General features: G+C 66.5%; 22 protein-coding genes and 1 pseudogene. 12 read left to right on the top strand and 11 right to left on the bottom strand.

What is annotated here, in order from left to right:
- Positions 1–158: 158 nt before the first annotated feature.
- Positions 159–677, bottom strand: a complete 519-nt coding sequence (locus tag J8I33_RS15375; RefSeq protein WP_050013223.1) for an Rrf2 family transcriptional regulator — start codon at positions 675–677, stop codon at positions 159–161.
- 252 nt (positions 678–929) lie between these two features.
- Here J8I33_RS15375 and J8I33_RS15380 point away from each other — a divergent pair, with 252 nt between their 5' ends.
- Positions 930–1,490: a group III truncated hemoglobin gene (locus tag J8I33_RS15380; RefSeq protein ID WP_089488503.1), complete on the top strand. Its 561-nt coding sequence runs from the start codon at positions 930–932 to the stop codon at positions 1,488–1,490.
- Between the two features lie 62 nt (positions 1,491–1,552).
- Here J8I33_RS15380 and J8I33_RS15385 read toward each other — a convergent pair whose 3' ends face one another.
- The 6 genes from J8I33_RS15385 to J8I33_RS15410 form a co-directional block, all read right to left on the bottom strand.
- Entirely contained in the window at positions 1,553–2,029 is a 477-nt protein-coding gene (locus J8I33_RS15385) for a molybdenum cofactor biosynthesis protein MoaE (RefSeq protein WP_050013333.1), read from the bottom strand.
- A 19-nt stretch (positions 2,030–2,048) separates the two neighbouring features.
- The gene (gene moaD, locus J8I33_RS15390) at positions 2,049–2,306 is read right to left on the bottom strand and encodes a molybdopterin converting factor subunit 1 (RefSeq protein ID WP_050013225.1); all 258 of its coding nucleotides are present in this window, start codon (positions 2,304–2,306) and stop codon (positions 2,049–2,051) included.
- An 18-nt stretch (positions 2,307–2,324) separates the two neighbouring features.
- Entirely contained in the window at positions 2,325–3,572 is a 1,248-nt protein-coding gene (gene glp, locus J8I33_RS15395) for a gephyrin-like molybdotransferase Glp (RefSeq protein WP_209926863.1), read from the bottom strand.
- Between the two features lie 257 nt (positions 3,573–3,829).
- Positions 3,830–5,281 (bottom strand): threonine synthase, encoded by a 1,452-nt coding sequence (gene thrC / locus J8I33_RS15400; protein WP_124554576.1) that lies wholly within the window; start codon positions 5,279–5,281, stop codon positions 3,830–3,832.
- Positions 5,282–5,291: 10 nt separating this feature from the next.
- The gene (locus tag J8I33_RS15405) at positions 5,292–6,620 is read right to left on the bottom strand and encodes a homoserine dehydrogenase (RefSeq protein ID WP_124594398.1); all 1,329 of its coding nucleotides are present in this window, start codon (positions 6,618–6,620) and stop codon (positions 5,292–5,294) included.
- A 53-nt stretch (positions 6,621–6,673) separates the two neighbouring features.
- Positions 6,674–7,912: a pyridoxal phosphate-dependent aminotransferase gene (locus J8I33_RS15410; protein ID WP_050013229.1), complete on the bottom strand. Its 1,239-nt coding sequence runs from the start codon at positions 7,910–7,912 to the stop codon at positions 6,674–6,676.
- A gap of 315 nt (positions 7,913–8,227) precedes the next feature.
- Between J8I33_RS15410 and J8I33_RS15415 the strand changes: the two genes are divergently transcribed.
- From J8I33_RS15415 to J8I33_RS15455, 9 genes are all read left to right on the top strand, one after another.
- Positions 8,228–8,602, top strand: a complete 375-nt coding sequence (locus J8I33_RS15415) for an Mth938-like domain-containing protein (RefSeq protein ID WP_012328660.1) — start codon at positions 8,228–8,230, stop codon at positions 8,600–8,602.
- A gap of 124 nt (positions 8,603–8,726) precedes the next feature.
- Positions 8,727–10,403, top strand: a complete 1,677-nt coding sequence (locus tag J8I33_RS15420) for a glycosyltransferase family 39 protein (protein ID WP_209937561.1) — start codon at positions 8,727–8,729, stop codon at positions 10,401–10,403.
- Between the two features lie 13 nt (positions 10,404–10,416).
- Positions 10,417–10,788 carry an EamA family transporter gene (locus J8I33_RS15425; RefSeq protein WP_050013231.1) on the top strand — a complete coding sequence of 124 codons (372 nt, stop codon included), beginning with the start codon at positions 10,417–10,419 and terminating at the stop codon, positions 10,786–10,788.
- Between the two features lie 140 nt (positions 10,789–10,928).
- Positions 10,929–12,080 carry a DegT/DnrJ/EryC1/StrS aminotransferase family protein gene (locus J8I33_RS15430; RefSeq protein WP_124594399.1) on the top strand — a complete coding sequence of 384 codons (1,152 nt, stop codon included), beginning with the start codon at positions 10,929–10,931 and terminating at the stop codon, positions 12,078–12,080.
- 6 nt (positions 12,081–12,086) lie between these two features.
- Positions 12,087–13,139, top strand: coding sequence for a glycosyltransferase (locus tag J8I33_RS15435; protein ID WP_050013233.1), 1,053 nt, complete (start codon positions 12,087–12,089; stop codon positions 13,137–13,139).
- A complete protein-coding gene (locus tag J8I33_RS15440) occupies positions 13,136–14,083 on the top strand; it encodes a formyltransferase (protein ID WP_124554579.1) in 948 nt (315 codons plus the stop codon). Before J8I33_RS15435 ends, J8I33_RS15440 begins: the two co-directional genes overlap by 4 nt.
- Complete coding sequence (locus tag J8I33_RS15445; RefSeq protein WP_209937567.1) at positions 14,080–15,135, top strand: bifunctional UDP-4-keto-pentose/UDP-xylose synthase; 1,056 nt, start codon at positions 14,080–14,082, stop codon at positions 15,133–15,135. The genes J8I33_RS15440 and J8I33_RS15445 overlap by 4 nt, the downstream gene beginning before the upstream one ends.
- Before the next feature lie 13 nt (positions 15,136–15,148).
- On the top strand, positions 15,149–16,045 hold the full coding sequence (locus J8I33_RS15450) for a polysaccharide deacetylase family protein (protein WP_050013236.1): 897 nt from the start codon (positions 15,149–15,151) through the stop codon (positions 16,043–16,045).
- Between the two features lie 107 nt (positions 16,046–16,152).
- On the top strand, positions 16,153–16,614 hold the full coding sequence (locus tag J8I33_RS15455) for a peroxiredoxin (RefSeq protein WP_050013237.1): 462 nt from the start codon (positions 16,153–16,155) through the stop codon (positions 16,612–16,614).
- A 213-nt stretch (positions 16,615–16,827) separates the two neighbouring features.
- On the opposite strand, the pseudogene J8I33_RS34475 reads toward J8I33_RS15455, so the two are convergent.
- A pseudogene (locus J8I33_RS34475) lies at positions 16,828–17,054 on the bottom strand (hypothetical protein); the annotation flags it as partial.
- On the opposite strand from J8I33_RS34475, the gene J8I33_RS15460 reads away from it, so the two are divergent.
- Positions 16,950–18,752, top strand: a complete 1,803-nt coding sequence (locus tag J8I33_RS15460) for a PhoH family protein (RefSeq protein ID WP_050013238.1) — start codon at positions 16,950–16,952, stop codon at positions 18,750–18,752. The pseudogene J8I33_RS34475 and the gene J8I33_RS15460 overlap by 105 nt on opposite strands.
- A 239-nt stretch (positions 18,753–18,991) precedes the next feature.
- Positions 18,992–20,089 carry a C40 family peptidase gene (locus J8I33_RS15465; RefSeq protein ID WP_209937574.1) on the top strand — a complete coding sequence of 366 codons (1,098 nt, stop codon included), beginning with the start codon at positions 18,992–18,994 and terminating at the stop codon, positions 20,087–20,089.
- Positions 20,090–20,238: 149 nt separating this feature from the next.
- On the opposite strand, the gene J8I33_RS15470 is transcribed toward J8I33_RS15465, so the two are convergent.
- The 3 genes from J8I33_RS15470 to dnaB form a co-directional block, all read right to left on the bottom strand.
- On the bottom strand, positions 20,239–21,249 hold the full coding sequence (locus J8I33_RS15470) for an inorganic phosphate transporter (RefSeq protein ID WP_050013240.1): 1,011 nt from the start codon (positions 21,247–21,249) through the stop codon (positions 20,239–20,241).
- A 10-nt stretch (positions 21,250–21,259) separates the two neighbouring features.
- Positions 21,260–21,886 carry a DUF47 domain-containing protein gene (locus tag J8I33_RS15475; protein WP_006478627.1) on the bottom strand — a complete coding sequence of 209 codons (627 nt, stop codon included), beginning with the start codon at positions 21,884–21,886 and terminating at the stop codon, positions 21,260–21,262.
- 138 nt (positions 21,887–22,024) lie between these two features.
- Entirely contained in the window at positions 22,025–24,448 is a 2,424-nt protein-coding gene (gene dnaB / locus J8I33_RS15480; RefSeq protein WP_209937581.1) for a replicative DNA helicase, read from the bottom strand.
- Positions 24,449–24,588: the final 140 nt, after the last annotated feature.

The raw sequence follows: 24,588 nt of genomic DNA on the forward strand, positions 1-24,588 counted from the left end.
TTGGTTGAGACCTCCAATTTTCGATTAACACCAAGATGAGGATGGTTATGCGGCTTTCAAGCGAAATTCGGGTTGATTCAGCGCAAAAAATGCCGGACACCCTTAAAACGGCCCGGCGGTGTGATCGGATGGACGCAGGGGCCCGCGGCGCCCGCGTGTCAGTGGGCGTTGGACGACGGCTCGGCGGCCGTCGGCGCTTCGTCCGGCGTCGGCGCGGCGCGCACGAGCGCGACCGGACGGATGCCGAGCAGCGCCGCGAGCGGCGACGCGGGCTCGGCCAGTTCGCCGAGCGTGTGACGATCGAGTTCCGCGAAGAACGCATCGCGTGCGGCCGCCAGCACGCCCTTCAGCCGGCACTGCGGCTCGATCGCGCAGCCGCGCGACTCGCCGCCATCCGACGAAAAGCAGCCGACCAGCGCGAAGTCGTTTTCGGTCGCCCGCACGACCTGGCCGACCGTCAGTTGCAGCGAATCGGCGAACAGCCGCAGCCCGCCGTTGCGGCCGCGAACGGTGTCGACCCAGCCCAGCTCGCCGAGCTGCTGGACGACTTTCATCAGATGGTTCTTCGAGATGCCGTAGGCGTCCGAGATCTCCTGGATCGTCGCGAGTCCCTCGCCGCGCACGGCGAGGTACAGCATCACGCGCAGCGAATAGTCGGTGTAGTCGGTGAGTCTCATGAGCGAATACGGAAAAGATCGATCGTGCCCCAACGACGTGAGCCGGGCCGATCGCGACGCGTGCAAGGCCGATCGAGGATCCCGCGGCGCGGCCCCGGGTTGCCGGGATCGCGTGCGCGCAATAAGATGCGTGATATCCGCACGTTTTCCAGGGGTTACAGGACGCTATTTTGCGTCAAAATCCGGCCGGCGTCCTGCTCGTTGCCTGCGCCGGCGCCCTGTCGCTGCCCTGCTCCACCGGCCCTTTTTGTCATGACTGCCCTGCCTGCCTCGCCCGAACCCGTACCGGCCCGCCCCCGCGACGCCGAGCCGACCGAAGACAACATCCGCGCTCTCGTCTACGCGTTTTACGACCGCGTACGCGCCGATCCGCTGCTCGGGCCCGTGTTCGACGCGAAGCTCGCCGGCCGCTGGGACGATCATCTGCCGAAGATGGTGATGTTCTGGTCGAGCCTCGTGCTCGGCACCAAGGGCTATCGCGGCAACGTGCAGCAGGCGCACCAGCCGCTCGACGGCATCGAGCCGGCCCATTTCAGCCGCTGGCTGTCGCTGTTCCTGAACACCGTCGAAGCGCGTTACGCGCCGGCCGCGGCGATCCGATTCATGGAGCCCGCGCTACGGATCGCGCAGAGCCTGCAGTTGAGCCGGTTCGGCTGGGACTACCGGATTCCGCCCGAACAGCAGGCGCTGCTCGACGCGGTCGCGCCGCGCCGTCGCGACACGGGCGACGATCCGCACGCGTTGCCGTCGCGCGCTCGCGGCGAGCCGTTTCCGACGAAGATCATCGGGCGCGGCGTCGACCCGGACGCGTAATACCCGTCACGCGCGACGACGCCGCACCTGCGGTACGTCGCCGCATCGTCCGCGCGCCGCACTCAGCGCCGCGTATTGCCCGACTCGACGCCCCAGCGCGCGAGCGCGGCGTCGTCGGTACTGCGCGCATCGACCCAACGCTCGCCGTCCGGCGTCGTTTCCTTCTTCCAGAACGGCGCTTCGGTCTTCAGATAGTCCATCACGAACTCGCATGACGCGAACGCATCGCCGCGGTGCGACGCGACCGTCGCGACCATCACGATCTGGTCGAGCGGCAGCAGCCTGCCGACGCGATGCACAATCGCGACGTCGATGCCCGGCCAGCGCCGGCCGGCCTCCGCCGCGATCTTCTCGAGCGCCTTCTCGGTCATGCCCGGATAGTGCTCGAGCTCCAGCGCGGCGACCGCATCGCCTTCGTTCAGGTCGCGCACCGTGCCGACGAAGCACGCGAGCGCGCCGATCTTCGGGTTGCGCGCGCGCAATGCCGCCACTTCGGCGTTCAGGTCGAAATCGTCGGTCTGGATTCGTATCGTTGCCATCACCGGTCCCATGCAAAGCTCAGCCGCCCGTCACCGGCGGGAAGAACGCGACCTCGCAGCCTTCGGTGAGCCGCGTGTCGGGATCGGTCATCTCGTGGTTGCAGGCCATGCGCAACGCGCGCCCTTCGGCGAGCGTGTCGGCCCACGCGCCACCGCGCACGCGCAGCCACGCACGCACGTCGCCGACGGTCGTCACGCTGTCCGGCACGTCGGCTTCTTCGTCGGCCACGCCCAATGCTTCACGCACGCTTGCAAAAAATTTAAGCTGAATCTTCATGGTTCGGAAGCCGCCGCGTTACGACAGCAATTCGGAAAACGGAATGAAACGCACGGTCTCGCCCGCGCTGATCGCGTGCTGCGGCGGATTATCGATCAGGCCGTCGCCCCAGACCGTCGACGTGAGCACGGCCGAACTCTGGTTCGGGAACAGGTCGAGACCGCCGGCCGCATTGACGCGCGCACGCAGGAATTCGTTGCGCCGGTCGCCCTTGCTCTGCGAAAAATCGGCACGCAGCGACAACGCGCGCGGCGCGACGTCGCGCACGCCGGACAGGCGCAGCAGGAACGGCCGAACGAACAGCAGGAACGTGACGAAGCTCGAGACGGGGTTGCCGGGCAGCCCGATGAAGTGCGCGTCGGCGCGCGCGTCGCCACGGCGCACCGCGCCGTACGCGAGCGGCTTGCCGGGCTTCATCGCGATCTGCCACAGCGCGAGCCGCCCTTCGGCCTCGACGGCCGGCTTCACGTGGTCCTCGTCGCCGACCGACACGCCGCCGCTCGTCAGGATCACGTCGTGATCGCGGGCGGCCTCGCGCAGCGTGTCGCGCGTCGCGGCCAGCGAGTCGGGCACGATTCCGTAGTCGGTCACGTGGCAGCCGAGCCGCTCGAGCAGCCCGCGCAGCGTGAAGCGATTCGAGTTGTAGATCGCGCCGGGCTTCAGCGGCTCGCCGGGCATCGTCAGTTCGTCGCCGGTGAAGAACACCGCCACGCGAATCCGCCGCGCGACCGACAGTTGCGCGCAGCCGACCGATGCGGCGAGGCCGAGCGCCTGCGGCGTGAGCCGCGTGCCGGCCGACAGGATCACCGAACCCTGACGAATGTCCGCGCCCTGCGCGGTGATCCATTCGCCGGCCTTCGGCGTGTGCAGGATCTCGACCGCGTCGCCGTCGGCCGACGTCTGCTCCTGCATCACGACGGCGTCGGCGCCGGGCGGCACCGTCGCACCGGTGAAGATCCGCGCTGCCGTGCCCGCCGCGAGCGGCGCGGCCGGGTGGCCGGCCGGAATCCGCTGCGACACCGGTAGGCGCCGCTCGCCGTGCAGCAGGTCGGCGACGCGCACCGCATAGCCGTCCATCGCGCTCGTATGCATCGGCGGCACGTCGAGCGGCGAGCTGACGTCGGCCGCCAGCACGCGGCCGAGCGCGTCGAGCGTGGCGACGGTTTCGGCCCCGGGCAGCGGCTTCGCGGCATCGAGCAGCGCGGCGAGCGCCTCGGCGGTCGACAGCATCGGCGCGCGCGGCGCCGCGGGATTCGGGTTCGACATCGATGGAATCGGGGATCGTTGGAATCAATACGTCATTGTAGCGACGCCGCCGTACGCACGCGCGATATGGCGAACATGCGAAGATTGTGATCGGCGCGAACCCGCAGGTCTGACACTTGTTTCGCGCATTTCGCGCCACATGCGATGTCCGCGTACCCAACCCGCGGGCCAAACGAAACGGCCGGAACCCCGATCCATTCGACGAATCGGCATTCCGGCCGGCCTGCCTGCACGCCGGGCTCGCGCCCGGCGGCACATCATGCGCCCGTATGGGCGGCGATGAAGTCCTTCACCTGCTGCGCGTCGGCCTTCACGACCTCGAAGCGCTGCGGCAGCGCCTCGAGCCCATCGAATGCGGCCGGCCGCTCGGCTTCGCGATCGAGCGCTTCGCGGATCGTCTCGCCGAACTTGATCGGCTGCGCCGTCTCGAGCACGACCATCGGCACGCCGGCCTCCAGATGCTCGCGCGCGACCTTCACGCCGTCGGCCGTATGCGTATCGATCATCGTGTCGTAGCGCGAGAACACGTCGCGGATCGTCGCGATGCGGTCGGCGTGGCTGCTGCGGCCCGACACGAAACCGAATTCGGCGACGCGCGCGAAATCGCCGCTGGCCGCGAGATCGAAGCCGCCCTTCTCCTCGACGTCGCGGAACAGTTGCATCACGCGGGCCGGATCGCGGCCGAGCAGGTCGAACACGAAGCGCTCGAAGTTCGAGGCCTTCGAGATGTCCATGCTCGGGCTGCTCGTGTGATAGGTGTGCTCGGCGCTGCGCACGCGGTATGCGCCGGTACGGAAGAACTCGTCGAGCACGTCGTTCTCGTTGGTCGCGACCACCAGCTTCGCGATCGGCAGCCCCATCATCCGCGCGATGTGGCCCGCGCAGACGTTGCCGAAGTTGCCCGACGGCACCGTGAACGACACGCGCTCGTCGTTCGACTGCGTCGCCGCGAAATAGCCCTTGAAGTAGTACACGACCTGCGCGACGACGCGCGCCCAGTTGATCGAGTTGACGGTGCCGATCTTCTGCTGCGCCTTGAATGCGTGATCGTTCGATACGGCCTTCACGATGTCCTGGCAGTCGTCGAACACGCCTTCGACCGCGAGGTTGAAGATGTTCGGATCCTGCAGGCTGAACATCTGCGCGGTCTGGAACGCGCTCATCTTCTTGTGCGGCGACAGCATGAACACGCGCACGCCGGCCTTGCCGCGCATCGCGTATTCGGCCGCGCTGCCGGTATCGCCCGACGTCGCGCCGAGGATGTTCAGCGCTTCGCCGTGCTTCGCGAGCGTGTACTCGAACAGGTTGCCGAGCAGCTGCATCGCCATGTCCTTGAACGCGAGCGTCGGGCCGTTCGACAGTTCGAGCAGCGACAGCGCCGTGCCGTGCTCGGTGCCGAGCGTCTTCAGCGGCGTGATGTCGGATGCGTTCTCGCCGTGGCGCGTGTTGCTGTACACGGCAGCCGTGTACGTGCGGCGCGTGATCGCGCGCAGGTCGTCGGCCGGCACGTCGTCGCAGAACTTCGACAGGATCTCGAACGCGAGATCCGCGTACGGCAGCGTGCGCCAGCGCGCGAGCTCGTCGGCGGACACCTTCGGATACTCGGCCGGCAGGTAGAGCCCGCCGTCCTTCGCGAGACCGCCGAGCAGGATGTCGGAGAACGTATGGCGCTCGCCGATGCCGGCGCCGCGCGTGGAGATGTAGTTCATGTCGTCAGCCTCAGTTCAGCGCTTCCATGCGCAGCTTCGTCACCTTCGACACGACGGTCGCGAGGCTCTCGATTTGCGCGATCGCCGCGTTGACGTTCTTCTCGACCGTCTCGTGCGTGATCAGGATGATGTCGGTTTCGCCGTTCGCGCCGTCGATCTGCTCCGATTCCTTCTGCAGCAGCGCGTCGATCGAGATGCCCGATTCGGCGAGGATGCGCGTGATCGCGGCGAGCACGCCGGTCTGGTCGGCGACGCGCAGGCGCAGGTAGTAGCCGCTCGTCACTTCCTCGATCGGCAGAATCGGCGTGTTCGACAGGCTGTCCGGCTGGAACGCGAGGTGCGGCACGCGATGCTCGGGATCGGCCGTATGCAGGCGCGTGACGTCGACGAGATCCGCGACGACGGCCGAAGCGGTCGGCTCCGCGCCCGCGCCCTTGCCGTAGTACAGCGTCGTGCCGACTGCGTCGCCGTGCACGACGACCGCGTTCATCGCACCCTCGACGTTCGCGAGCAAGCGCTTTTCCGGGATCAGCGTCGGGTGCACACGCAGCTCGATGCCGTTTGCGGCGCGGCGCGCGATGCCGAGCAGCTTGATCCGGTAACCGAGCTCTTCCGCGTAGCGGATGTCGGTCGCGTCGAGCTTGCTGATGCCTTCGACATACGCGCGGTCGAACTGCACCGGCACGCCGAACGCGATCGCGCTCATGATCGTCGCCTTGTGCGCGGCGTCGACGCCCTCGATGTCGAAGGTCGGATCGGCTTCCGCGTAGCCGAGCGCCTGCGCGGCCTTCAGCGCGGTCGCGAAGTCGAGCCCGCGGTCGCGCATTTCGGACAGGATGTAGTTCGTCGTGCCGTTGATGATGCCGGCGATGTACTGGATGCGGTTCGCGGTCAGGCCTTCGCGCAGCGCCTTGATGATCGGGATGCCGCCGGCGACGGCCGCCTCGAACGCGACCATCACGCCCTTCTCGCGCGCGGCTTCGAAGATCTCGGTACCGTGCACCGCGAGCAGCGCCTTGTTCGCCGTCACGACGTGCTTGCCGTTCGCGATCGCGCGCAGCACGAGCTCGCGCGCGATGCCCGTGCCGCCGATCATCTCGGCGATGATCGCGATCGACGGATCGTCGACGACCGCGTTGAAGTCGTCGGTGATCTGCGCGGTGCCGGCGTGGGCGCCGAGCGCCGCCTGCGCCTTGGCCGGGTTGCGCACGGCAATGCGCGCGACCTCGATGCCGCGCCCCGCGCGTCGTTTGATTTCTTCCTGGTTGCGGTGCAACACCGTGAAGGTGCCGCTGCCGACGGTGCCGAAGCCCAACAGGCCAACTTTGATCGGTTCCATGCTGCGTGTGATCGATGAGTAAGAAGTAGTGAGTTCCGTGAGACGCTGCCCGCTCAGACCGAATGGCGCTTGCGGTAGCCGTCGAGGAAGCGTGCGATCCGGTTGATCGAATCGGTCAGGTCGTCGAGGTTCGGCAGGAAGACCACGCGGAAATGGTCCGGCGTCGCCCAGTTGAAACCCGTGCCCTGCACCAGCAGCACGCGCTCCTCGAGCAACAGGTCGAGGATGAACTGCTGGTCGTTCTGGATCGGGTAGAGCTTCGGGTCGAGGCGCGGAAACATGTACAGCGCGGCCTGCGGCTTCACGCAGGTCACGCCCGGGATCGACGTCAGCATGTCATACGCGAGTTCGCGCTGCTTGTACAGGCGCCCGCTCGGCACGATCAGCTCGTTGATGCTCTGGTAGCCGCCGAGCGCCGTCTGGATCGCGAACTGGCCGGGCACGTTCGCGCACAGGCGCATCGACGACAGGATGCCGAGCCCTTCCAGGTAATCCTTCGCGCGCCGGCGGTTGTCGCCGCCGAGGCCCGACACGGCCATCCAGCCCGCGCGATAGCCGCACGACCGATAGCTCTTCGACAAACTGTTGAACGTGACGGTGATCACGTCCTCCGACAGCGCGCCGAGCGCCGTGTGCTCGAGGCCGTCGTAGACGATCTTGTCGTAGACCTCATCCGCGAACACGATCAGCCCGTGCTGGCGCGCGATCGCGAGCAGCTCGAGCAGCAATTCGTCGGAATAAAGCGCGCCGGTCGGGTTGTTCGGGTTGATCACGACGATCGCCTTCGTGTTCGGCGTGATCTTGCTGCGGATGTCGTCGAGATCGGGCATCCATGCGTTCTGCTCGTCGCACACGTAGTGCACGGGCGTGCCGCCCGACAGGCTCACGGCCGCCGTCCACAGCGGGTAGTCGGGCGCGGGCAGCAGCACTTCGTCGCCGTCGTTCAGGAGCGCCTGGGTCGCCATCACGATCAGCTCGGACGCGCCGTTGCCGATGTAGATGTCGTCGAGACCGACGCCGACGACGCCCTTTTCCTGCGTGTAGTGCATCACGGCCTTGCGCGCCGAGAACACGCCCTTCGAATCCGAATAGCCGGACGACGCCGGCAGGTTGCGGATCATGTCCTGGATGATTTCGTCCGGCGCGTCGAAACCGAACGGCGCGAGGTTGCCGATGTTCAGCTTGATGATACGGTGGCCTTCTTCCTCGAGGCGCTTCGCGTGCTCGAGCACCGGGCCACGGATGTCGTAGCAGACGTTGAGCAGCTTGTTCGACTTCTGAATCGGTTTCACGACGACACGGTTCCTGGGTTGGCCTTGCGGCCGGGGGACGGGATCAAAACTGGAAAGCGGCCGGTCTGTGCGCGCTGTCTAGACTGGGAAAAAGCGGCGGCCGGACGCGGCTTGTGGCGACGCACGACGCAAGTGGCGCCCGCGGGCGACCAAAAAGTTATAATTTAGCGGATTTTGGCCGACTTTCGCAATGCACCATAGCCGCGCCGGGCCCGCGCCGTCGGGCGTCCGCGCGTGGCCGGGCGCGCGAAACCGGCCTGCCGGGCCCTTGCGGCCCGGCCAACCCATTCCCCTACGGAACCGCGGAATACCGATTTGAAACTGCACCAGGACACGAGCGGCGCGCTCAACACCGTCACCGGCTACGGCCCCGATTATGTCGATGTCAATCTCGAACGCCATGAAACGAGCGTCATCGTGCTGCCCGGCGCGCCGGTCCAGGCCTGGCCCGTGTCGTCGTTCGACGCGCTCGCGCCCGAGCATTTCGCGATGCTGCTCGATCCGACGCCCGAACTCGTGATCTTCGGCAGCGGCGCGCGGCTGCGCTTCCCGCACCCGCGGCTCGTCGCGGCGCTCACCGCGAAGCGGATCGGCGTCGAGACGATGGATTTCCAGGCCGCCTGCCGCACCTACAACATCCTGATGGCCGAAGGCCGCAAAGTCGCCGCCGCGCTCTTAATTGAACGTTAATCCCGGTTGCGGTAAAACTCGGGCCGGCGCAGCGGGTCGATCCCCCGGATCGGCCCGGCCAGGCCGCCCGCCCCCGGCGCAACCCGCCGGCGGCCCGTCACAATAACCAACAGGCTGAAAACCCATGAACGATACGCCGTCGAGGCTACCGCTCAATCGCATCACGCTCGTCCTCCTGCTCGTCGCGTTCGCGATCGTCTGGTTCGCGCCGCTCGGGCTGCGCCACCTGATCCCGAGCGACGAAGGCCGCTATGCGGAAATGGCGCGCGAGATGTTCGTCACCGGCGACTGGATCACGCCGCGCTACAACGGCTACAAGTACTTCGAGAAGCCGCCGCTGCAAACCTGGCTGAACGCGCTGACGTTCGCATGGTTCGGCATCGGCGAATGGCAGGCGCGCCTGTATACCGCCGTCGCGAGCTTCGCCGGCGTACTGCTCGTCGGCTACACCGGCGCGCGCCTGTTCAACCCGCTGTCGGGCTTGCTCGCGGCCGTCGTGCTGGCCAGCGCGCCTTACTGGAACCTGATGGGTCACTTCAACGCGCTCGACATGGGGCTCGCGTTCTGGATGGCGCTGTCGCTGTGCTCGCTGCTGCTCGCGCAGCGGCCCGGGCTGCGCCCGGCCGCGGTGCGCGGCTGGATGTGGGCGTGCTGGGCCGCGATGGCGTTCGCGGTGCTGTCCAAGGGCCTCGTCGGGCTGATCCTGCCGGGCGCCGTGCTCGTGCTGTATACGGTGATCGCGCGCGACTGGGCGCTGTGGAAGCGCCTGTATCTGGTCAGCGGCCTCGTGATCTTCTTCGCGATCGTCACGCCGTGGTTCGTGCTCGTCCAGCAGCGCAACCCCGAATTCTTCAACTTCTTCTTCGTCGTCCAGCAGTTCCGCCGGTACCTGACCCCGGAACAGAACCGCCCGGGCCCGCTGTACTACTTCGTGCCGGTGCTGCTGGTCGGCTTCCTGCCGTGGCTGTCGGTCGCGTGGCAGAGCATCCGCCATGCGCTGCGCATGCCGCGCCAGCCGAACGGCTTCTCGCCGATGCTCGTGCTGCTGATCTGGAGCGCGTTCATCTTCCTGTTCTTCAGCGCGTCGCATTCGAAGCTGATCTCGTACGTGCTGCCGGTCGCGCCGGCGCTCGCGCTGATCATCGGCGCGTACCTGCCGCTAATGACGGCCGAGCGCTTCCGCCGCCACCTGCTCGGCTATCTCGTGTTCTTCGTCGCCGCGGCGTTCGGGATCATCTTCCTCGCGTACCAGGGCGACACCCGCACGCCGAACGCGCTGTACCGCGCGTTCCAGATGTGGCTGTACGCCGGTCTCGCGGTCTCGGCCGCGCTGACGCTCGCGGCCGCGTGGCTGAACCGCCGCGCGGGCGTAGCCGCCGCGCTCGCCGCGTTCGGCGCCGCATGGCTCGCGTTCGGCACGATCGGCGGCACCGGGCACGACGAGTTCGGCCGCTACAGCTCGGGCGCGCTGCTCGCGCCGGCCGTGCGCGCCGAACTGGCGAAGCTGCCGCCCGACACGCCGTTCTACTCGATCGAAATGCTCGATCACACGTTCCCGTTCTACATGGGCCACACGACGATCATGGTCCAGCGCCAGGACGAGCTCGCGTTCGGGATCTCGGTCGAGCCGAACAAGTGGATCCCGACCGTCGGCGAATGGGTCACGCGCTGGAAGCAGGACACCCATGCGCTCGCGATCATGCCGCCCGGCCAGTACGACGCGCTCGCCAAGGAAGGCGTGCCGATGCGCGTGGTCGCGCGCGACAACCGCCGCGTGATCGTCGAGAAACCGCAATCGTAAGGACGTCCTTCGCATGAATCCCGTTTCGTTCGTCTGCATCATCACCGGCGTGATGCTCAACGCCTGTGCGCAACTTCTGCTGAAAGCCGGCGTCAACGCCGTTGGACACTTCGAATTCAGCCGTGCGAACATCATCCCGGTCGGGTTCAAGATCGCGACCCAGTTGCCGATCATCGGCGGGCTCGGCTGCTACGTGCTGAGCGTCGTCGTGTGGATCGTCGGGCTGTCGCGGGTCGACGTGTCGATCGCGTACCCGATGCTGTCGCTCGGCTACGTCGTCAACGCGTTCGCGGCGTGGTACCTGTTCGGCGAGGTGCTGTCGATCCAGAAGTTCGTCGGCATCGGCATCATCCTGATCGGCGTGCTCGTGCTCGCGCGCAGTTGAGCGCGGCCCGCGGCCCCGGCGTTCGTTAAGCGTCCGCCTACAAAAAATCACGGTGCGAATCGGCCAACCGGTGTTTAATGCCGGTTTCGGACGGATCGCCCGACCCTTTTATTACACGCCATTACAGGCCCAACGCGTTCATGAGCCAGACTACCGCTCCGTTTCTGCCGTTCACCCGCCCCGAGATCGATGAGGAAACCATCCAGGGCGTCGTCGACGTGCTCCGTTCGGGCTGGATCACGACCGGCCCGCAGTGCCAGAAATTCGAAGCCGCGCTGTCCGAGTACTGCGGCGGCCGTCCGGTCCGCGCATTCAATTCGGGCACCTGCACGCTCGAGATCGGCCTGCGCATCGCGGGCGTCGGCCCCGGTGACGAGGTGATCACGACGCCGGCGTCGTGGGTCTCGACCAGCAACGTGATCATCGAAACCGGCGCGACGCCCGTGTTCGCGGACATCGATCCCGTCACGCGCAACATCGACCTCGACAAGCTCGAGCAGGCGATCACGCCGCGCACGAAGGCGATCATCCCCGTGTTCCTGTCCGGCCTGCCGGTCGACCTGGACCGCCTGTACGCGATCGCCCGCGCGCACAAACTGCGCGTGATCGAGGATGCCGCGCAGGCGTTCGGCTCGACGTGGCACGGCAAGCGCATCGGCGCGATCGGCGACATCGTGTCGTTCAGCTTCCACGCGAACAAGAACCTGACGACGATCGAAGGCGGCGCGCTCGTGCTGAACAACGAGGACGAAGCCGTGCTCGCGCAGAAGTACCGGCTGCAGGGCATCACGCGCACCGGCTTCGACGGGATGGACTGCGACGTGCTCGGCGGCAAGTACAACCTGACCGACGTCGCCGCGCGCGTCGGCCTCGGCCAGCTGCCGCACATCGAGCGCTTCACCGCGCAGCGCCGCGCGCTCGCCCGCGCGTATTTCGCCGCGTTCGACGGCGGCGCGGCCGTGAAGCTGGGCCTCGGCCTGCCGGTCGCCGAATTCGAGAACGGCAACTGGCACATGTTCCTGGTCACGCTGCCGCTCGAGCGGCTGACGATCACGCGCGCCGAATTCATGGCGCAGATGAAGGAACGCGGGATCGGCACCGGCATCCACTACCCGGCGATCCATCTTTTCACGCTGTACCGTGCGCGCGGTTTCAAGGAGGGCATGTTCCCCCACGCCGAACGGTACGGCGCGTCGACCGTCACGCTGCCGCTGTTTACGCAGATGACGGAAGGCGACGTGCGTCGCGTGGCCGACGCCGTCAATCAGATTTGCGAACAATACGGAAAATAAGCGTACATGAGTCACCTTGAAGCACGCGCCGGGCATTCGGGCGCCGGGCACCCGGGCGCCGCGCATCTGGACACCGACCGGCCCGAAGTATCGGTCATCATCCCCGTATACAACGAGGAAGACGGCCTCGCCGCGCTGTTCGCGCGCCTGTATCCGGCGCTCGACGCACTCGACGCGTCGTACGAAGTGATCCTGATCAACGACGGCAGCCGCGACCGCTCGGCCGCGATGCTCGCCGATCAGTTCCACGTCCGGCCCGACACGACGCGCGTCGTGCTGCTCAACGGCAACTACGGCCAGCACATGGCGATCCTCGCGGGCTTCGCGCAGTCGCGCGGCGAGATCGTCATCACGCTCGACGCCGACCTGCAGAACCCGCCCGAGGAAATCGGCAAGCTGATCGCGAAGATGCGCGAGGGCTACGACTACGTCGGCTCGATCCGCAAGCAGCGCCAGGACAGCCTGTGGCGGCGCAAGGCGTCGCAGATGATGAACCGGCTGCGCGAGCGCATCACGCGCATCAAGATGACCGACCAGGGCTGCATGCTGCGCGCGTACAGCCGCCGCATCATCGACACGATCAACGTGTGCGGCGAAGTCAACACGTTCATCCCCGCGCTCGCGTACACGTTCGCGCAGAACCCGACCGAGATCGAAGTCGCGCACGAGGAACGCTTCGCGGGCGAATCGAAGTATTCGCTGTACAGCCTGATCCGGCTGAACTTCGACCTCGTGACGGGCTTCTCGGTCGTGCCGCTGCAGTGGCTGTCGTTCATCGGCGTGATCCTGTCGCTCGGCTCCGCCGCGCTGTTCGTGCTGCTGCTCGTGCGCCGCTTCATCGTCGGCGCGGAAGTGCAAGGCGTGTTCACGCTGTTCGCGATCACGTTCTTCCTGCTCGGCGTGATCATCTTCGCGCTCGGCCTGCTCGGCGAATACGTCGGCCGCATCTACCAGCAGGTGCGCGCGCGTCCCCGCTACCTGATCCAGGCCGTGCTCGAGCAGCACGACGGCATGCCGCCGGTGCCGGCCGCCGCGAACCGCCCGGGAGCCGCGCAATGAAGCCGCGCGCGGTCGTCTTCGCGTATCACAACGTCGGCGTGCGGTGCCTGCAGGTGCTGCTCGCGCGCGGCGTCGACGTCGCGCTGGTCGTCACGCACGAGGACAATCCGAACGAGAACATCTGGTTCGGCAGCGTCGCGTCCGTCGCGGCCGAGCACGGCATTCCGGTGCTCACGCCGGCCGACCCCGCCGATCCGGCGCTGCGCCGCGCGGTGTCCGACGCGCGGCCCGATTTCATCTTCTCGTTCTACTACCGGCACATGCTGCCGGTGGACCTGCTTGCGATCGCGCCGCGCGGCGCGTACAACATGCACGGTTCGCTGCTGCCGAAATACCGGGGTCGGGTACCGACCAACTGGGCCGTGCTGAACGGCGAGACCGAGACCGGCGCGACGCTGCACGAGATGGCCGCGAAGCCCGACGCGGGCGCGATCATCGGCCAGACGGCGGTGCCGATCCTGCCGGACGACACGGCCGCGCAGGTGTTCGACAAGGTCACGGTGGCCGCCGAGCAGACGCTGTGGCGCGTACTGCCCGCGCTGCTCGCGGGCGAGGCGCCGCACCTGCCGAACGATCTCGCGACCGGCAGCTACTACGGCGGGCGCAAGCCCGAGGACGGCCGCGTCGACTGGTCGAAGCCGGCCGCGCAGGTCTACAACCTGGTGCGCGCGGTCGCGCCCCCGTATCCGGGCGCGTTCACGGACGTCGACGGCGCGCGCTTCGTGATCGCGCGTGCGCGCCTTGCAGCGCCCGGCAGCGCGGCAGCGGCCGCCGCGGCGGATTTGCCGCCCGGCCTGCACGTAAGCGATAATGCGCTATTCGGCGTCTGCGGCGACAGCCGCGCCCTATCCATTCTCGAGCTCTGGCAGCAGCGCGACGGCAGCGAAACCGTCGTGACGCCCGCGGAATTCGCGCAGTTCATTCATTCTTCCCGTCATTCATGAAAGCAAAAAAAGTCCTGATCCTGGGTGTGAACGGCTTCATCGGCCATCACCTGTCGAAGCGCATTCTTGAAACCACCGATTGGGAAGTGTTCGGCATGGACATGCAGACCGACCGGCTGGGCGACCTCGTCAACCACGAGCGGATGCATTTCTTCGAAGGCGACATCACGATCAACAAGGAGTGGGTCGAGTATCACGTGAAGAAGTGCGACGTGATCCTGCCGCTCGTCGCGATCGCGACGCCGGCGACCTACGTCCAGCAGCCGCTGCGCGTGTTCGAGCTCGACTTCGAGGCGAACCTGCCGATCGTGCGCTCGGCCGTCAAGTACGGCAAGCACCTCGTGTTCCCGTCGACCTCCGAGGTCTACGGCATGTGCTCGGACGAGCAGTTCGACCCGGACGCGTCGGCGCTCACCTACGGCCCGATCAACAAGCCGCGCTGGATCTACGCGTGCTCGAAGCAGCTGATGGACCGCGTGATCTGGGGCTACGGGATGGAAGGCCTGAACTTCACGCTGTTCCGTCCGTTCAACTGGATCGGCCCGGGCCTCGACTCGATCTACACGCCGAAGGAAGGCAGCTCGCGCGTGGTCACGCAGTTCCTCGGCCACATCGTGCGCGGCGAGAACATCAGCCTCGTCGACGGCGGCTCGCAGAAGCGCGCGTTCACCGACATCGGCGACGGCATCAGCGCGCTGATGAAGATCATCGACAACACGGGCGGCGTCGCGTCGGGCAAGATCTACAACATCGGGAATCCGAAGAACAACTTCTCGGTTCGCGAACTCGCGCACAAGATGCTCGAACTGGCCGCGGAATTCCCCGAGTACGCGGATTCGGCCAAGCAGGTGAAGCTCGTCGAAACGACGTCCGGCGCCTACTACGGCAACGGCTACCAGGACGTGCAGAACCGCGTGCCGAAGATCGACAACACGATGCAGGAACTCGGCTGGGCGCCGCAGGCGACGTTCGACGACGCGCTGCGCAACATCTTCGAAGCGTATCGCGGCCACGTCGCCGACGCGCGCGCGCTCGTCGAACAGCAAGGCTGACCGGGACGTTCGCTTGGCTCGCATTGTCCTCAAGATCGACGTCGACACGCTGCGCGGCACGCGCGAAGGCGTGCCGAACCTTGCGCGCATCTTCGACCGCTTCAACGCGCGCGCGACCTTCCTCTTCAGCCTCGGGCCGGATCACACCGGCTGGGCGCTGCGGCGCGTGTTTCGCCCGGGCTTCCTGAAGAAGGTGTCGCGCACGTCGGTGGTCGAACACTACGGCGTGAAGCAGCTGATGTACGGCGTGCTGCTGCCCGGCCCCGACATCGGCCGTCGCGCGATCGCCGACATGCGCGCGATTCACGAGGCCGGCTTCGAATGCGGGATCCACACGTGGGATCACGTGGTCTGGCAGGACAACGTGCGTGCACGCGATCGCGACTGGACCGCCCGTGAAATGCAGAAGAGTCACGCGCGCTTCGTCGAGATCTTCGGCGCGCCGCCCGTCACGCACGGCGCGGCCGGCTGGCAGATGAACGACGCCGCGTTCGAGCAGATCGACGCATGGGGAATGCGCTACGCATCCGACGGTCGCGGCCATTCGCCGTACCTGCCCGTCGTCGGCGGCCGCACGCTGTCGCACGTGCAGATGCCGACCACGCTGCCGACGCTCGACGAAGTGCTCGGCGTCGACGGCATCGACACGCACAACGTCGCCGCGCACATCCTCAAGTTCACCGAAACCAATCCGCACGACCAGGTATTCACGCTGCATGCGGAGCTGGAAGGCCAGAAGCTCGCGCCGGTGTTCGAGCAACTGCTCGCCGGCTGGCGCGCGCAAGGCCATACGTTCGCGACGATGGGCGACTACCACGCGACGCTGGACCGCGACTCGCTGCCATCGTACCCTGTCGCGTGGGGCGAAATCCCCGGCCGCTCCGGCGAACTGGTCGTCCAGCCCGACTGAATTCGCGCGAGCCGGCGTCGTCGCCCCGCCCTTGCGGCGCGCTGCCGCGACGCCCCGCCGAACCGCGCCGCCGCAGCGGCGCCATTCCATAACAACAGGAGAAGCACGTGTCCGTCGAAGTTGACCGTCAAGTTCCCGATTTCACCGCACCGGCCACGGGCGGCGACATTTCGCTGTCCGGCCTGAAGGGCAAGAAGCTCGTGCTGTACTTCTATCCGAAGGACAACACGCCGGGCTGCACGACCGAAGGGCTGCAGTTCCGCGATCTCTATCCGAAGTTCAAGAAAGCCGGTGCGGAAGTCATCGGCGTGTCGCGCGACAGCCTCCGCTCGCACGACAATTTCAAGGCCAAGCTCGAACTGCCGTTCCCGCTGATCTCCGATGCCGACGAAGCGCTGTGCGCGTTGTTCGATGTCATCAAGATGAAGAAAATGTATGGCAAGGAAGTGCGCGGAATCGAGCGCTCGACGTTCCTGATCGACGCCGACGGCGTGCTCCGACAGGCATGGCGCGGCATCAAGGTACCGGGTCACGTGGACGACGTGCTAAAGGCTGTACAAGCGCTTTGAGGCGCGTTATATTGGGCCGCAATGAATGCCAGTTCGCCCCATATTTCTCGTAGCTGCGCCGGTGCCTGTTGCAATGCTTCACGGCACCTGACGCGCATCACGACGGCATCAGCCGAGCCGCATGTCCCTGTCGACGGGGCAGCGGCTTTTTTTATGGAACGCGCGCCGGCCCGCCCCGGTCCGGCCTTTACCGCATCGAGGAGCTGATCGACACTTAGGCGAACCGGCTAGACGAAATTCCTGTGCGCCACCGCGCGCAAACTGCATGCGTCTACGTCACGCAGGATGCGATCAGCGGCGCACGCCATGCGACACGATTCCTCCCGAGGGACACCATGCCTTTGCCTACTCCCCCCAGCAAGCTCGGCAGCCTCCTGCCGCCCGACGAATACAAGGCGAAAGCGCGGCCCGCGAAAGCCGCGAAGAAATCCGCCGAAGGGGACGCATCCACAGCCGGTGACTATGGTCCGGCCAGCGTGGCCCAACCGATGATCGAAGCCGCGAACACGGCCGCGCCGCTGCGCGCCGTCGCGTCTTCGGCGCCCGAGGCCGCAAGCGCCCCCGCGCGCGGCCGCAAGACGAGGCAGACGGCCGCGCTGCTGCAGCCGCTGCAGACGCCCGCCGAACCGGCGGCACCGGTCGTCGCACGCAACGACAAGCCGGCCGCCGACAAACCGGCCGCCGCGCCCGCGCGCGATGCCGGCGCCGCGACGAAGTCGCGCAGCCGCAAGCCCGCCGAAGCCGAACTGCAGAAGCTGTTCGTGCTCGACACCAACGTGCTGATGCACGACCCGAGCAGCCTCTTCCGCTTCGAGGAACACGACGTCTATCTGCCGATGATGACGCTCGAGGAACTCGACAACCACAAGAAGGGGATGTCCGAAGTCGCGCGTAACGCCCGCCAGGTCAGCCGTACGCTCGACGCGCTCGTCGCCGACGGCGGCCCGATCTCGGCCGGCATTCCGCTGTCGCGCCTCGGCAGCCGCGACGCGCTCGGCCGCCTGTACTTCCAGACGAAGCTCGCCGACATCGCGCCCATCGAAGGCCTGCCCGAAGGCAAGGCCGACAACCAGATCCTCGGCGTCGTGCGCGCGCTGCAGCGCGACCGGCCCGATCGCCAGGTCGTGCTGGTGTCGAAAGACATCAACATGCGGATCAAGGCGCACGCACTCGGCCTGCCCGCGGAAGACTACTTCAACGACCAGGTGCTCGAGGATTCGGATCTCCTGTACAACGGCGTGCGCGAGCTGCCGCAGGATTTCTGGACCAAGCATGCGAAAGGCATGGAGAGCTGGCAGGACACGAAGACGGGCACCACGTACTACCGCGTGACGGGCCCGCTCGTCGCGTCGATGCTCGTCAACGAGTTCGTCTATCTCGAGCCGCAGAACGGCGAGCCGACGTTTCATGCGATCGTCCGCGAGCTGAACGGCAAGACGGCGCTGCTGCAGACGCTGCGCGACTACAGCCACCACAAGAACAACGTGTGGGGCATCACCGCGCGCAATCGCGAGCAGAATTTCGCGCTGAACCTGCTGATGAACCCCGAGATCGATTTCGTCACGCTGCTCGGCCAGGCCGGCACCGGCAAGACGCTCGTCGCGCTCGCGGCCGGCCTCGCGCAGGTGCTCGACGACAAGCGCTACAACGAAATCATCGTGACGCGCGCGACCGTGCCCGTCGGCGAGGACATCGGTTTCCTGCCCGGCACCGAGGAAGAGAAGATGCAGCCGTGGATGGGCGCATTCGACGACAACCTCGAGGTGCTGCAGAAGACCGACGACGCGGCCGGCGAATGGGGCCGTGCGGCGACGCAGGAGCTGATCCGCTCGCGCCTGAAGGTGAAGAGCATGAACTTCATGCGCGGCCGCACGTTCGTCGACAAGTACCTGATCATCGACGAGGCGCAGAACCTGACGCCGAAGCAGATGAAGACGCTCGTCACGCGCGCGGGCCCCGGCACGAAGATCGTGTGCCTCGGCAACATCGCGCAGATCGACACGCCCTACCTGACCGAAGGCAGCTCGGGCCTGACCTACGTCGTCGACCGCTTCAAGGGCTGGGGCCACAGCGGCCACGTGACCCTCGCGCGCGGCGAACGCTCGCGGCTCGCCGACTACGCGTCGGACATTTTGTAACGCGCAGGCCGGCCTCTCGGCCGGGCTTTCGACGCCCACGCGGCGCCCCGTTTTTTGGGGCGCCGTTTTTATTTGGGGTCGAAGAGAAAAGTAACGCTTTGTCACGCAACAATGCAGTTTACGCGCGAAACTTCAAGTAAATTCTCAAGAATGGTTGCTTAAGCCCCGTCGGAGCGTCTACCATCGGGTCTGTCTGTTGTCATACGATTCGCGAGCGCGTCGCGCTCGCCCGCCTTGCCATGCTTCGAATCTGGGTTCCCGTCGCCGTCGTCTCCCTGCTTGCGGCCTGCTCCAGCGTGCCGCCGCAGTCGGCATCGCGTTCCGCGTCGGGCATGAAGATCACGACGCCGCGTGCGTTCCCGGCGCCCGCCAATTTCCCGAAATTCGTCGACCACAGCGTCGGTCAGGAAGAAATCTCGATCCAGGCGATGAGCCTCGTCGGCGTCCCGTATCGCTGGGGCGGCAACACGCCGACGAGCGGCTTCGACTGCAGCGGGCTCGTGCGCTACGTGATCGGCCGCGCGGCCGACGTGAACCTGCCGCGCACGACCGCCGACATGAGCGGTCGCGGCGTGTCGATCGAGCCCGACGAGATCGCGCCGGGCGACCTGATTTTCTTCAACACGACCGGACGGCCGCATTCGCACGTCGGCATCTATGTCGGCAAGCTGCGCTTCGTCAATGCGCCGTCGACGGGCGGCACCGTGCGGCTCGACTATCTGACGAACCCGTACTGGGCCAAGCGATTCGACGGCATTCGCCGCGTCGCGCCGCCGCGCTCGGCCCCGACGCCGTTCGATGCGCCGACCTACGAGGCCAAGCGCGACGAGCCGCGCAATCCGCCGACGGTCGCGGCTGCTCCGGTGGTCGTGACGGCTGCCGCCGCGTCGCGGCAGCCTGCGACTGCGTCGTCGCAAGCGAGAGCGGCGCAGGCACCGGCTCCCGCTCCGACCGTTCCGAGCACGCCGGTCGTGACGGCTGCCGCAGTTGCACCGGCAGCCCAGGCCGCCGACCCGTACGAGCCGCCGCCACCGCGGATGCAGGTGGCCCGGCAGCAGGCCACGTCGGTAAATGACGATGCGGCCGCGACGACGGCCAACGCCGCACCGGCCGCGCCGGCGGAAGTCGGCACGCAGATTCCGACGACCGCGCTGACGGCCGCCCAGGCCGCCGCGTTCGATGCCGAACCGCCGCCCGCCGCCGCGTCGGCGCCCCCACGCAATATCGAGCCCGCGCCCGTGCAGGTATGGCGTGCGTCGACGCAATCCGCGCCCGTCAGTCCGCGCACGAGTACGGCTGACGATCCGATCGCGCGATTCGCGAACGGCAGTTACTGACCGCTCGTTCTTGCCGAGCGGCGGTGACGTCGAAGGTATTGTCGGCCGCCCCACCCGCGCCGCAGCACGCTTTGGCCACCCCAAAAGAAATGCGCCGCAGCCTTTCGGCTTGCGGCGCATTTTTCATGTCGATCCGGGCGTGTCGGCGATCAGAAGATCTGATGCCCGAGCCACCACCCGCCGGCCGCAAACAGCGCGGCTGCCGGCAGCGTCAGCACCCACGCCCACACGATGTTGCCGGCGACGCCCCAGCGCACGGCCGACAACTTCTGCGTGGCGCCGACACCGACGATCGCGCCGGTAATCGTGTGCGTGGTCGACACCGGAATGCCGAGGAACGACGCGACGAACAGCGTGATCGCGCCACCGCTTTCCGCACAGAAACCGCCGACCGGCTTGAGTTTCGTGATCTTCTGGCCCATCGTGCGCACGATGCGCCAGCCGCCGAACAGCGTGCCGAGGCCCATCGACAGGTAGCACGCGCCGATCACCCACGCCGGCGGCGCATCGGCGGTCGCCGACGCGTAGCCGCTCGCGATCAGCAGCATCCAGATGATACCGATCGTCTTCTGTGCGTCGTTGCCGCCGTGGCCCAGGCTGTACAGGCCGGCCGACAGCAACTGCAGCCGGCGGAAGCGCCGGTCGACCTTGCTGGGCGCGGTACGGAAATACAGCCACGACACGCCGAGCATGAACAGCGAACCGAGGATGAACCCGAGCAGCGGCGAAATGAAGATGAACGCGATCGTCTTCAGCAGACCGTCGACGTTCAGCGCACCCCAGCCGGACTTCGCGAGCGCCGCGCCGACGAGGCCGCCGATCAGCGCGTGCGACGAACTCGACGGAATCCCGTAATACCACGTGATCACGTTCCAGCCGATCGCACCGACCAGCGCGCCGAACACGACGTAATGGTCGACGATCTCGGGATCGATCGTGCCTTTACCGACGGTCTGCGCGACTTTCAGGTGGAAGATGAAATACGCGATCACGTTGAACGCGGCCGCGAACACCACGGCCTGCTGGGGCTTCAGCACGCCGGTCGACACGACGGTGGCGATCGAGTTCGCCGCGTCGTGAAAGCCGTTCATGAAGTCGAATACGAGCGCGACGAGCACCAGCGTCGCGACCATCCATAGGGCGAGTTGTATCGAATGCATCGTGGTCCGCTCAGGCGTTTTCCAGCACGATGCCTTCGATGATGTTCGCGACGTCCTCGCACTTGTCGGTGATCTCTTCGAGCAGCTCGTAGATCGCCTTCAGCTTGATGAGCGTCTTCACGTCGTCTTCCTCGCGGAACAGCTTCGACATCGCCGCGCGCAGCACGCGGTCGGCCTCCGACTCCCAGCGGTCGATTTCCTCGCATTGCTTGAGGATCTGTGCCGACTGCTTCATGTCGGACAGCAAGCCGACGGCCTGCTGCACGTGTTGCGCCGACTGCGTGACGATGTGCGCGAGCTGGCTCGCCTCGGACGTGACGGACTGCACGTCGTACAGCGACACGGCCGTCGCGACGTCCTCCATCAGGTCGAGGATGTCGTCCATCGTCGTGATCAGCTTGTGGATCTCGTCGCGATCGAGCGGCGTGATGAAGGTCTTGTGCAGCAGATCGATCGCCTCGTGCGTGAGCTTGTCGGCGGCCTTCTCGGCGATTTGCACGTTTTGCTTGTGAATCTCGGCGTCGGCGAGATTGTCGATCAGCAGTTCGAGTTCGCGGCCACCGGAAACGATGTGCTTCGCGTGCGCGTTGAAGAGTTCAAAGAACTTGCCCTCGGTGGGCATGAATCGACCGAACATGGGATTCCTGAGAGATTGTCAAACTACTGTCACGAAAACGGGCGACATTGTACCGGTTTCGGTCCCGACGCGACGTGCGCATATGCGCACGCCGGGATTGGATACAACAATTGGCGAAATAGGTGTTTACAACCGGCTTTACTCGCCGTAGAAGGTCTGCGCCCCGGCAAAATTGTCGAACTTCGTGTATTGCCCCAGGAACGTGAGCCGAACAGGGCCGATCGGGCCGTTACGCTGCTTGCCGATGATGATTTCGGCCGTCCCCTTGTCGGGGCTGTCCGGATTGTAGACCTCATCGCGATAAATGAACAGGATCACGTCCGCGTCCTGTTCGATTGCGCCCGATTCGCGCAAATCCGACATCACCGGACGCTTGTTCGGGCGCTGTTCGAGGCCGCGGTTCAGCTGCGACAGCGCGATCACCGGCACGTCGAGCTCCTTCGCGAGACTCTTCAGCGAACGCGAGATTTCCGAAATTTCGGTCGCGCGGTTCTCGCCCTGCGACGAACCCGACATCAGCTGCAGGTAGTCGACGATGATCAGCCCGAGCTTGCCGCACTGACGTGCGAGGCGCCGCGCGCGCGAGCGCAGCTCCATCGGGTTCAAGCCGCCCGTCTCGTCGATGAAGAGCTGCGCCTCGCTCATCTTCTGCACCGCGTGCGTCAGCTTCGGCCAGTCCTCGTCCGTCAGGCGGCCGGTACGCATCCGGTGCTGGTCGAGCCGGCCGATCGAGCCGAGCATACGCATCACGAGCTGGGTGCCCGGCATTTCCATCGAGAACACCGCGACCGGCAACCCGTACTCGACCGCGACGTATTCGCCGATGTTCATCGAGAAGGCCGTGTTGTGCGTGACAACATAATCGTCGGTCACGTACAGCCGAGACGGATGCGAAATCGAGATGCACTGCGTGGCGGTCCGGCGCGACGGCTCGATACCCATAATTACCGGCAGCTTGCGGCGCGTCCGCCCGGCCATTAGCCGCTCGCGCTTGCCCTCGAACAGGAACAGGCTTTGCGGATCCGGGTGACTGATCGTGCAAATATAAGCCGTCGCACCGGCCTTGCGTTCGCCGTCGACCGTGAAGCTCGTCGCCTTTTCGGCAACCTGGCACCACGCGCCGAGCGAACGCGCCAGTTCGCGCACGTCGCTCGCCAACTGCGCACTGGCGGTCGAATAGCGCACCGTACCCCACGATTCGACCCAGCCGTCCGTGTCGAGCAACCCGCGCAACACATCCAGCCGCGCGTCCTTGTCCGCATCGAGGTAGAGACGCGGGATGAACTTGTCGTAACTCGTCCTCCCCCACACACCGAGTTGCTCGAGCGCAGCCTTGAGCGGGTTGGCGGACGGCCGGGCCACGGTGGCCGTCGACGGCCGGCGCTTGATGCGCCAGTCGTACTGGCCCGCGTATTCAAGTTCGAGCGACGCGTCGACACGCTCGCGCATCCGGTTCAACGTCTCCTCGGCCTTCACGCTGAAACGCACGGCGGTCCCGCCGAGCGCACCGTCGCCCAGCAGCGCGCCGAGTACCCATGGGTCAACCGGCAGCGCCTCGCGATGACCAAACTCGCCGCTCGGCATGTCGATCCACAACCGGTTCCGGTAGCGTTCGCGCGTCAGCAACGTGCGAATCTCCGCGGTCGACAGCACACGGGGCTTTTCCCACTCGCGGAAATGGACGCACCACAGGTGCTCGTCGCAGCATTCGGCCGAACGCCCATCCGAAAAGCGGACCCGATACACCTGGCGTTCGCCCTGCGGGTAGATGCCGGTCACGATCGATGGAGCCCCGTCGACCGAAGCAAGTGCATCACCGACCGCCAGCCCGCCCATCGGCTTCCAGCCCGTCAACGTCCTGACGCGCGCATCGAGCGGCTGCGCCTTACCCATCGACGGGCGCCCCGCCACGATGATCAGCTCGCCGCCATGCATCCCCGACGTCATCCGGTCGAGGTCGACGAAGCCGGTCGGCGTGCCGGTGACGTCGCTCGGGTTCGCGGTGTGGTACAGCGTGTCGATGCGCTCGACCACCTGCGTGAGCAGCGGGCCGATCTCGAGGAAGCCCTGGTTGCCGCGCGCGCCCTCTTCGGCGATCGAGAACACCTTCGATTCGGCCTCGTCGAGCAGCTGGCGGACTTCCTTGCCCTGCGGATTGAATGCGTCGGCCGAGATCTCGTCGGCGACCGACACGAGCCGGCGCAGCACCGCGCGGTCGCGCACGATTTCCGCATAGCGGCGGATGTTCGCCGCGCTCGGCGTGTTCTGCGCGAGGGCGTTCAGGTACGCGAGCCCGCCGACGTCGTCGGCCTTGCCGGACGTGGTCAGCGCTTCGTACACGGTCACGACGTCGGCCGGGCGCGTCGACGCGATCAGGCGGCCGATGTGCTCGTAGATGATCCGGTGGTCGTAGCGGTAGAAGTCGCCCTGCGACAGGAAGTCGGCAATCCGGTCCCATGCCGCGTTGTCGAGCAACAGGCCGCCGAGCACCGACTGCTCGGCTTCCACCGAATGCGGCGGGACTTTCAGCGATTCGATTTGGGGATCTTGCGGCGCGTTCATGAGTTGGGATTATCGCGAATAGATGGCGGCAGCGCTACCACCGCTTGCCGGCGAGCAGGCAATAAAAAAGGCAGGCCCCGGTTACCCGGGCGCCTGCCCTTGTCCGGACGGCGGAAGCCGCCCGGCAAGCTTGCGTCTAC

Origin of the sequence: Burkholderia sp. AcTa6-5, from assembly GCF_017815075.1 — a bacterium.
GTDB classification, from domain to species: Bacteria; Pseudomonadota; Gammaproteobacteria; order Burkholderiales; family Burkholderiaceae; genus Burkholderia; species Burkholderia sola.

What these genes read in the sequence shown, in the direction of transcription:
- J8I33_RS15375 (WP_050013223.1), bottom strand. Translation starts at nt 677, where the DNA reads ATGAGACTCACCGACTACACCGACTATTCGCTGCGCGTGATGCTGTAC.
- J8I33_RS15380 (WP_089488503.1), top strand. Translation starts at nt 930, where the DNA reads ATGACTGCCCTGCCTGCCTCGCCCGAACCCGTACCGGCCCGCCCCCGC.
- J8I33_RS15385 (WP_050013333.1), bottom strand. Translation starts at nt 2,029, where the DNA reads ATGGCAACGATACGAATCCAGACCGACGATTTCGACCTGAACGCCGAA.
- moaD (WP_050013225.1), bottom strand. Translation starts at nt 2,306, where the DNA reads ATGAAGATTCAGCTTAAATTTTTTGCAAGCGTGCGTGAAGCATTGGGC.
- glp (WP_209926863.1), bottom strand. Translation starts at nt 3,572, where the DNA reads ATGTCGAACCCGAATCCCGCGGCGCCGCGCGCGCCGATGCTGTCGACC.
- thrC (WP_124554576.1), bottom strand. Translation starts at nt 5,281, where the DNA reads ATGAACTACATCTCCACGCGCGGCGCCGGCATCGGCGAGCGCCATACG.
- J8I33_RS15405 (WP_124594398.1), bottom strand. Translation starts at nt 6,620, where the DNA reads ATGGAACCGATCAAAGTTGGCCTGTTGGGCTTCGGCACCGTCGGCAGC.
- J8I33_RS15420 (WP_209937561.1), top strand. Translation starts at nt 8,727, where the DNA reads ATGAACGATACGCCGTCGAGGCTACCGCTCAATCGCATCACGCTCGTC.
- J8I33_RS15425 (WP_050013231.1), top strand. Translation starts at nt 10,417, where the DNA reads ATGAATCCCGTTTCGTTCGTCTGCATCATCACCGGCGTGATGCTCAAC.
- J8I33_RS15430 (WP_124594399.1), top strand. Translation starts at nt 10,929, where the DNA reads ATGAGCCAGACTACCGCTCCGTTTCTGCCGTTCACCCGCCCCGAGATC.
- J8I33_RS15435 (WP_050013233.1), top strand. Translation starts at nt 12,087, where the DNA reads ATGAGTCACCTTGAAGCACGCGCCGGGCATTCGGGCGCCGGGCACCCG.
- J8I33_RS15440 (WP_124554579.1), top strand. Translation starts at nt 13,136, where the DNA reads ATGAAGCCGCGCGCGGTCGTCTTCGCGTATCACAACGTCGGCGTGCGG.
- J8I33_RS15445 (WP_209937567.1), top strand. Translation starts at nt 14,080, where the DNA reads ATGAAAGCAAAAAAAGTCCTGATCCTGGGTGTGAACGGCTTCATCGGC.
- J8I33_RS15460 (WP_050013238.1), top strand. Translation starts at nt 16,950, where the DNA reads ATGCCTTTGCCTACTCCCCCCAGCAAGCTCGGCAGCCTCCTGCCGCCC.
- J8I33_RS15465 (WP_209937574.1), top strand. Translation starts at nt 18,992, where the DNA reads ATGCTTCGAATCTGGGTTCCCGTCGCCGTCGTCTCCCTGCTTGCGGCC.
- J8I33_RS15470 (WP_050013240.1), bottom strand. Translation starts at nt 21,249, where the DNA reads ATGCATTCGATACAACTCGCCCTATGGATGGTCGCGACGCTGGTGCTC.
- J8I33_RS15475 (WP_006478627.1), bottom strand. Translation starts at nt 21,886, where the DNA reads ATGTTCGGTCGATTCATGCCCACCGAGGGCAAGTTCTTTGAACTCTTC.
- dnaB (WP_209937581.1), bottom strand. Translation starts at nt 24,448, where the DNA reads ATGAACGCGCCGCAAGATCCCCAAATCGAATCGCTGAAAGTCCCGCCG.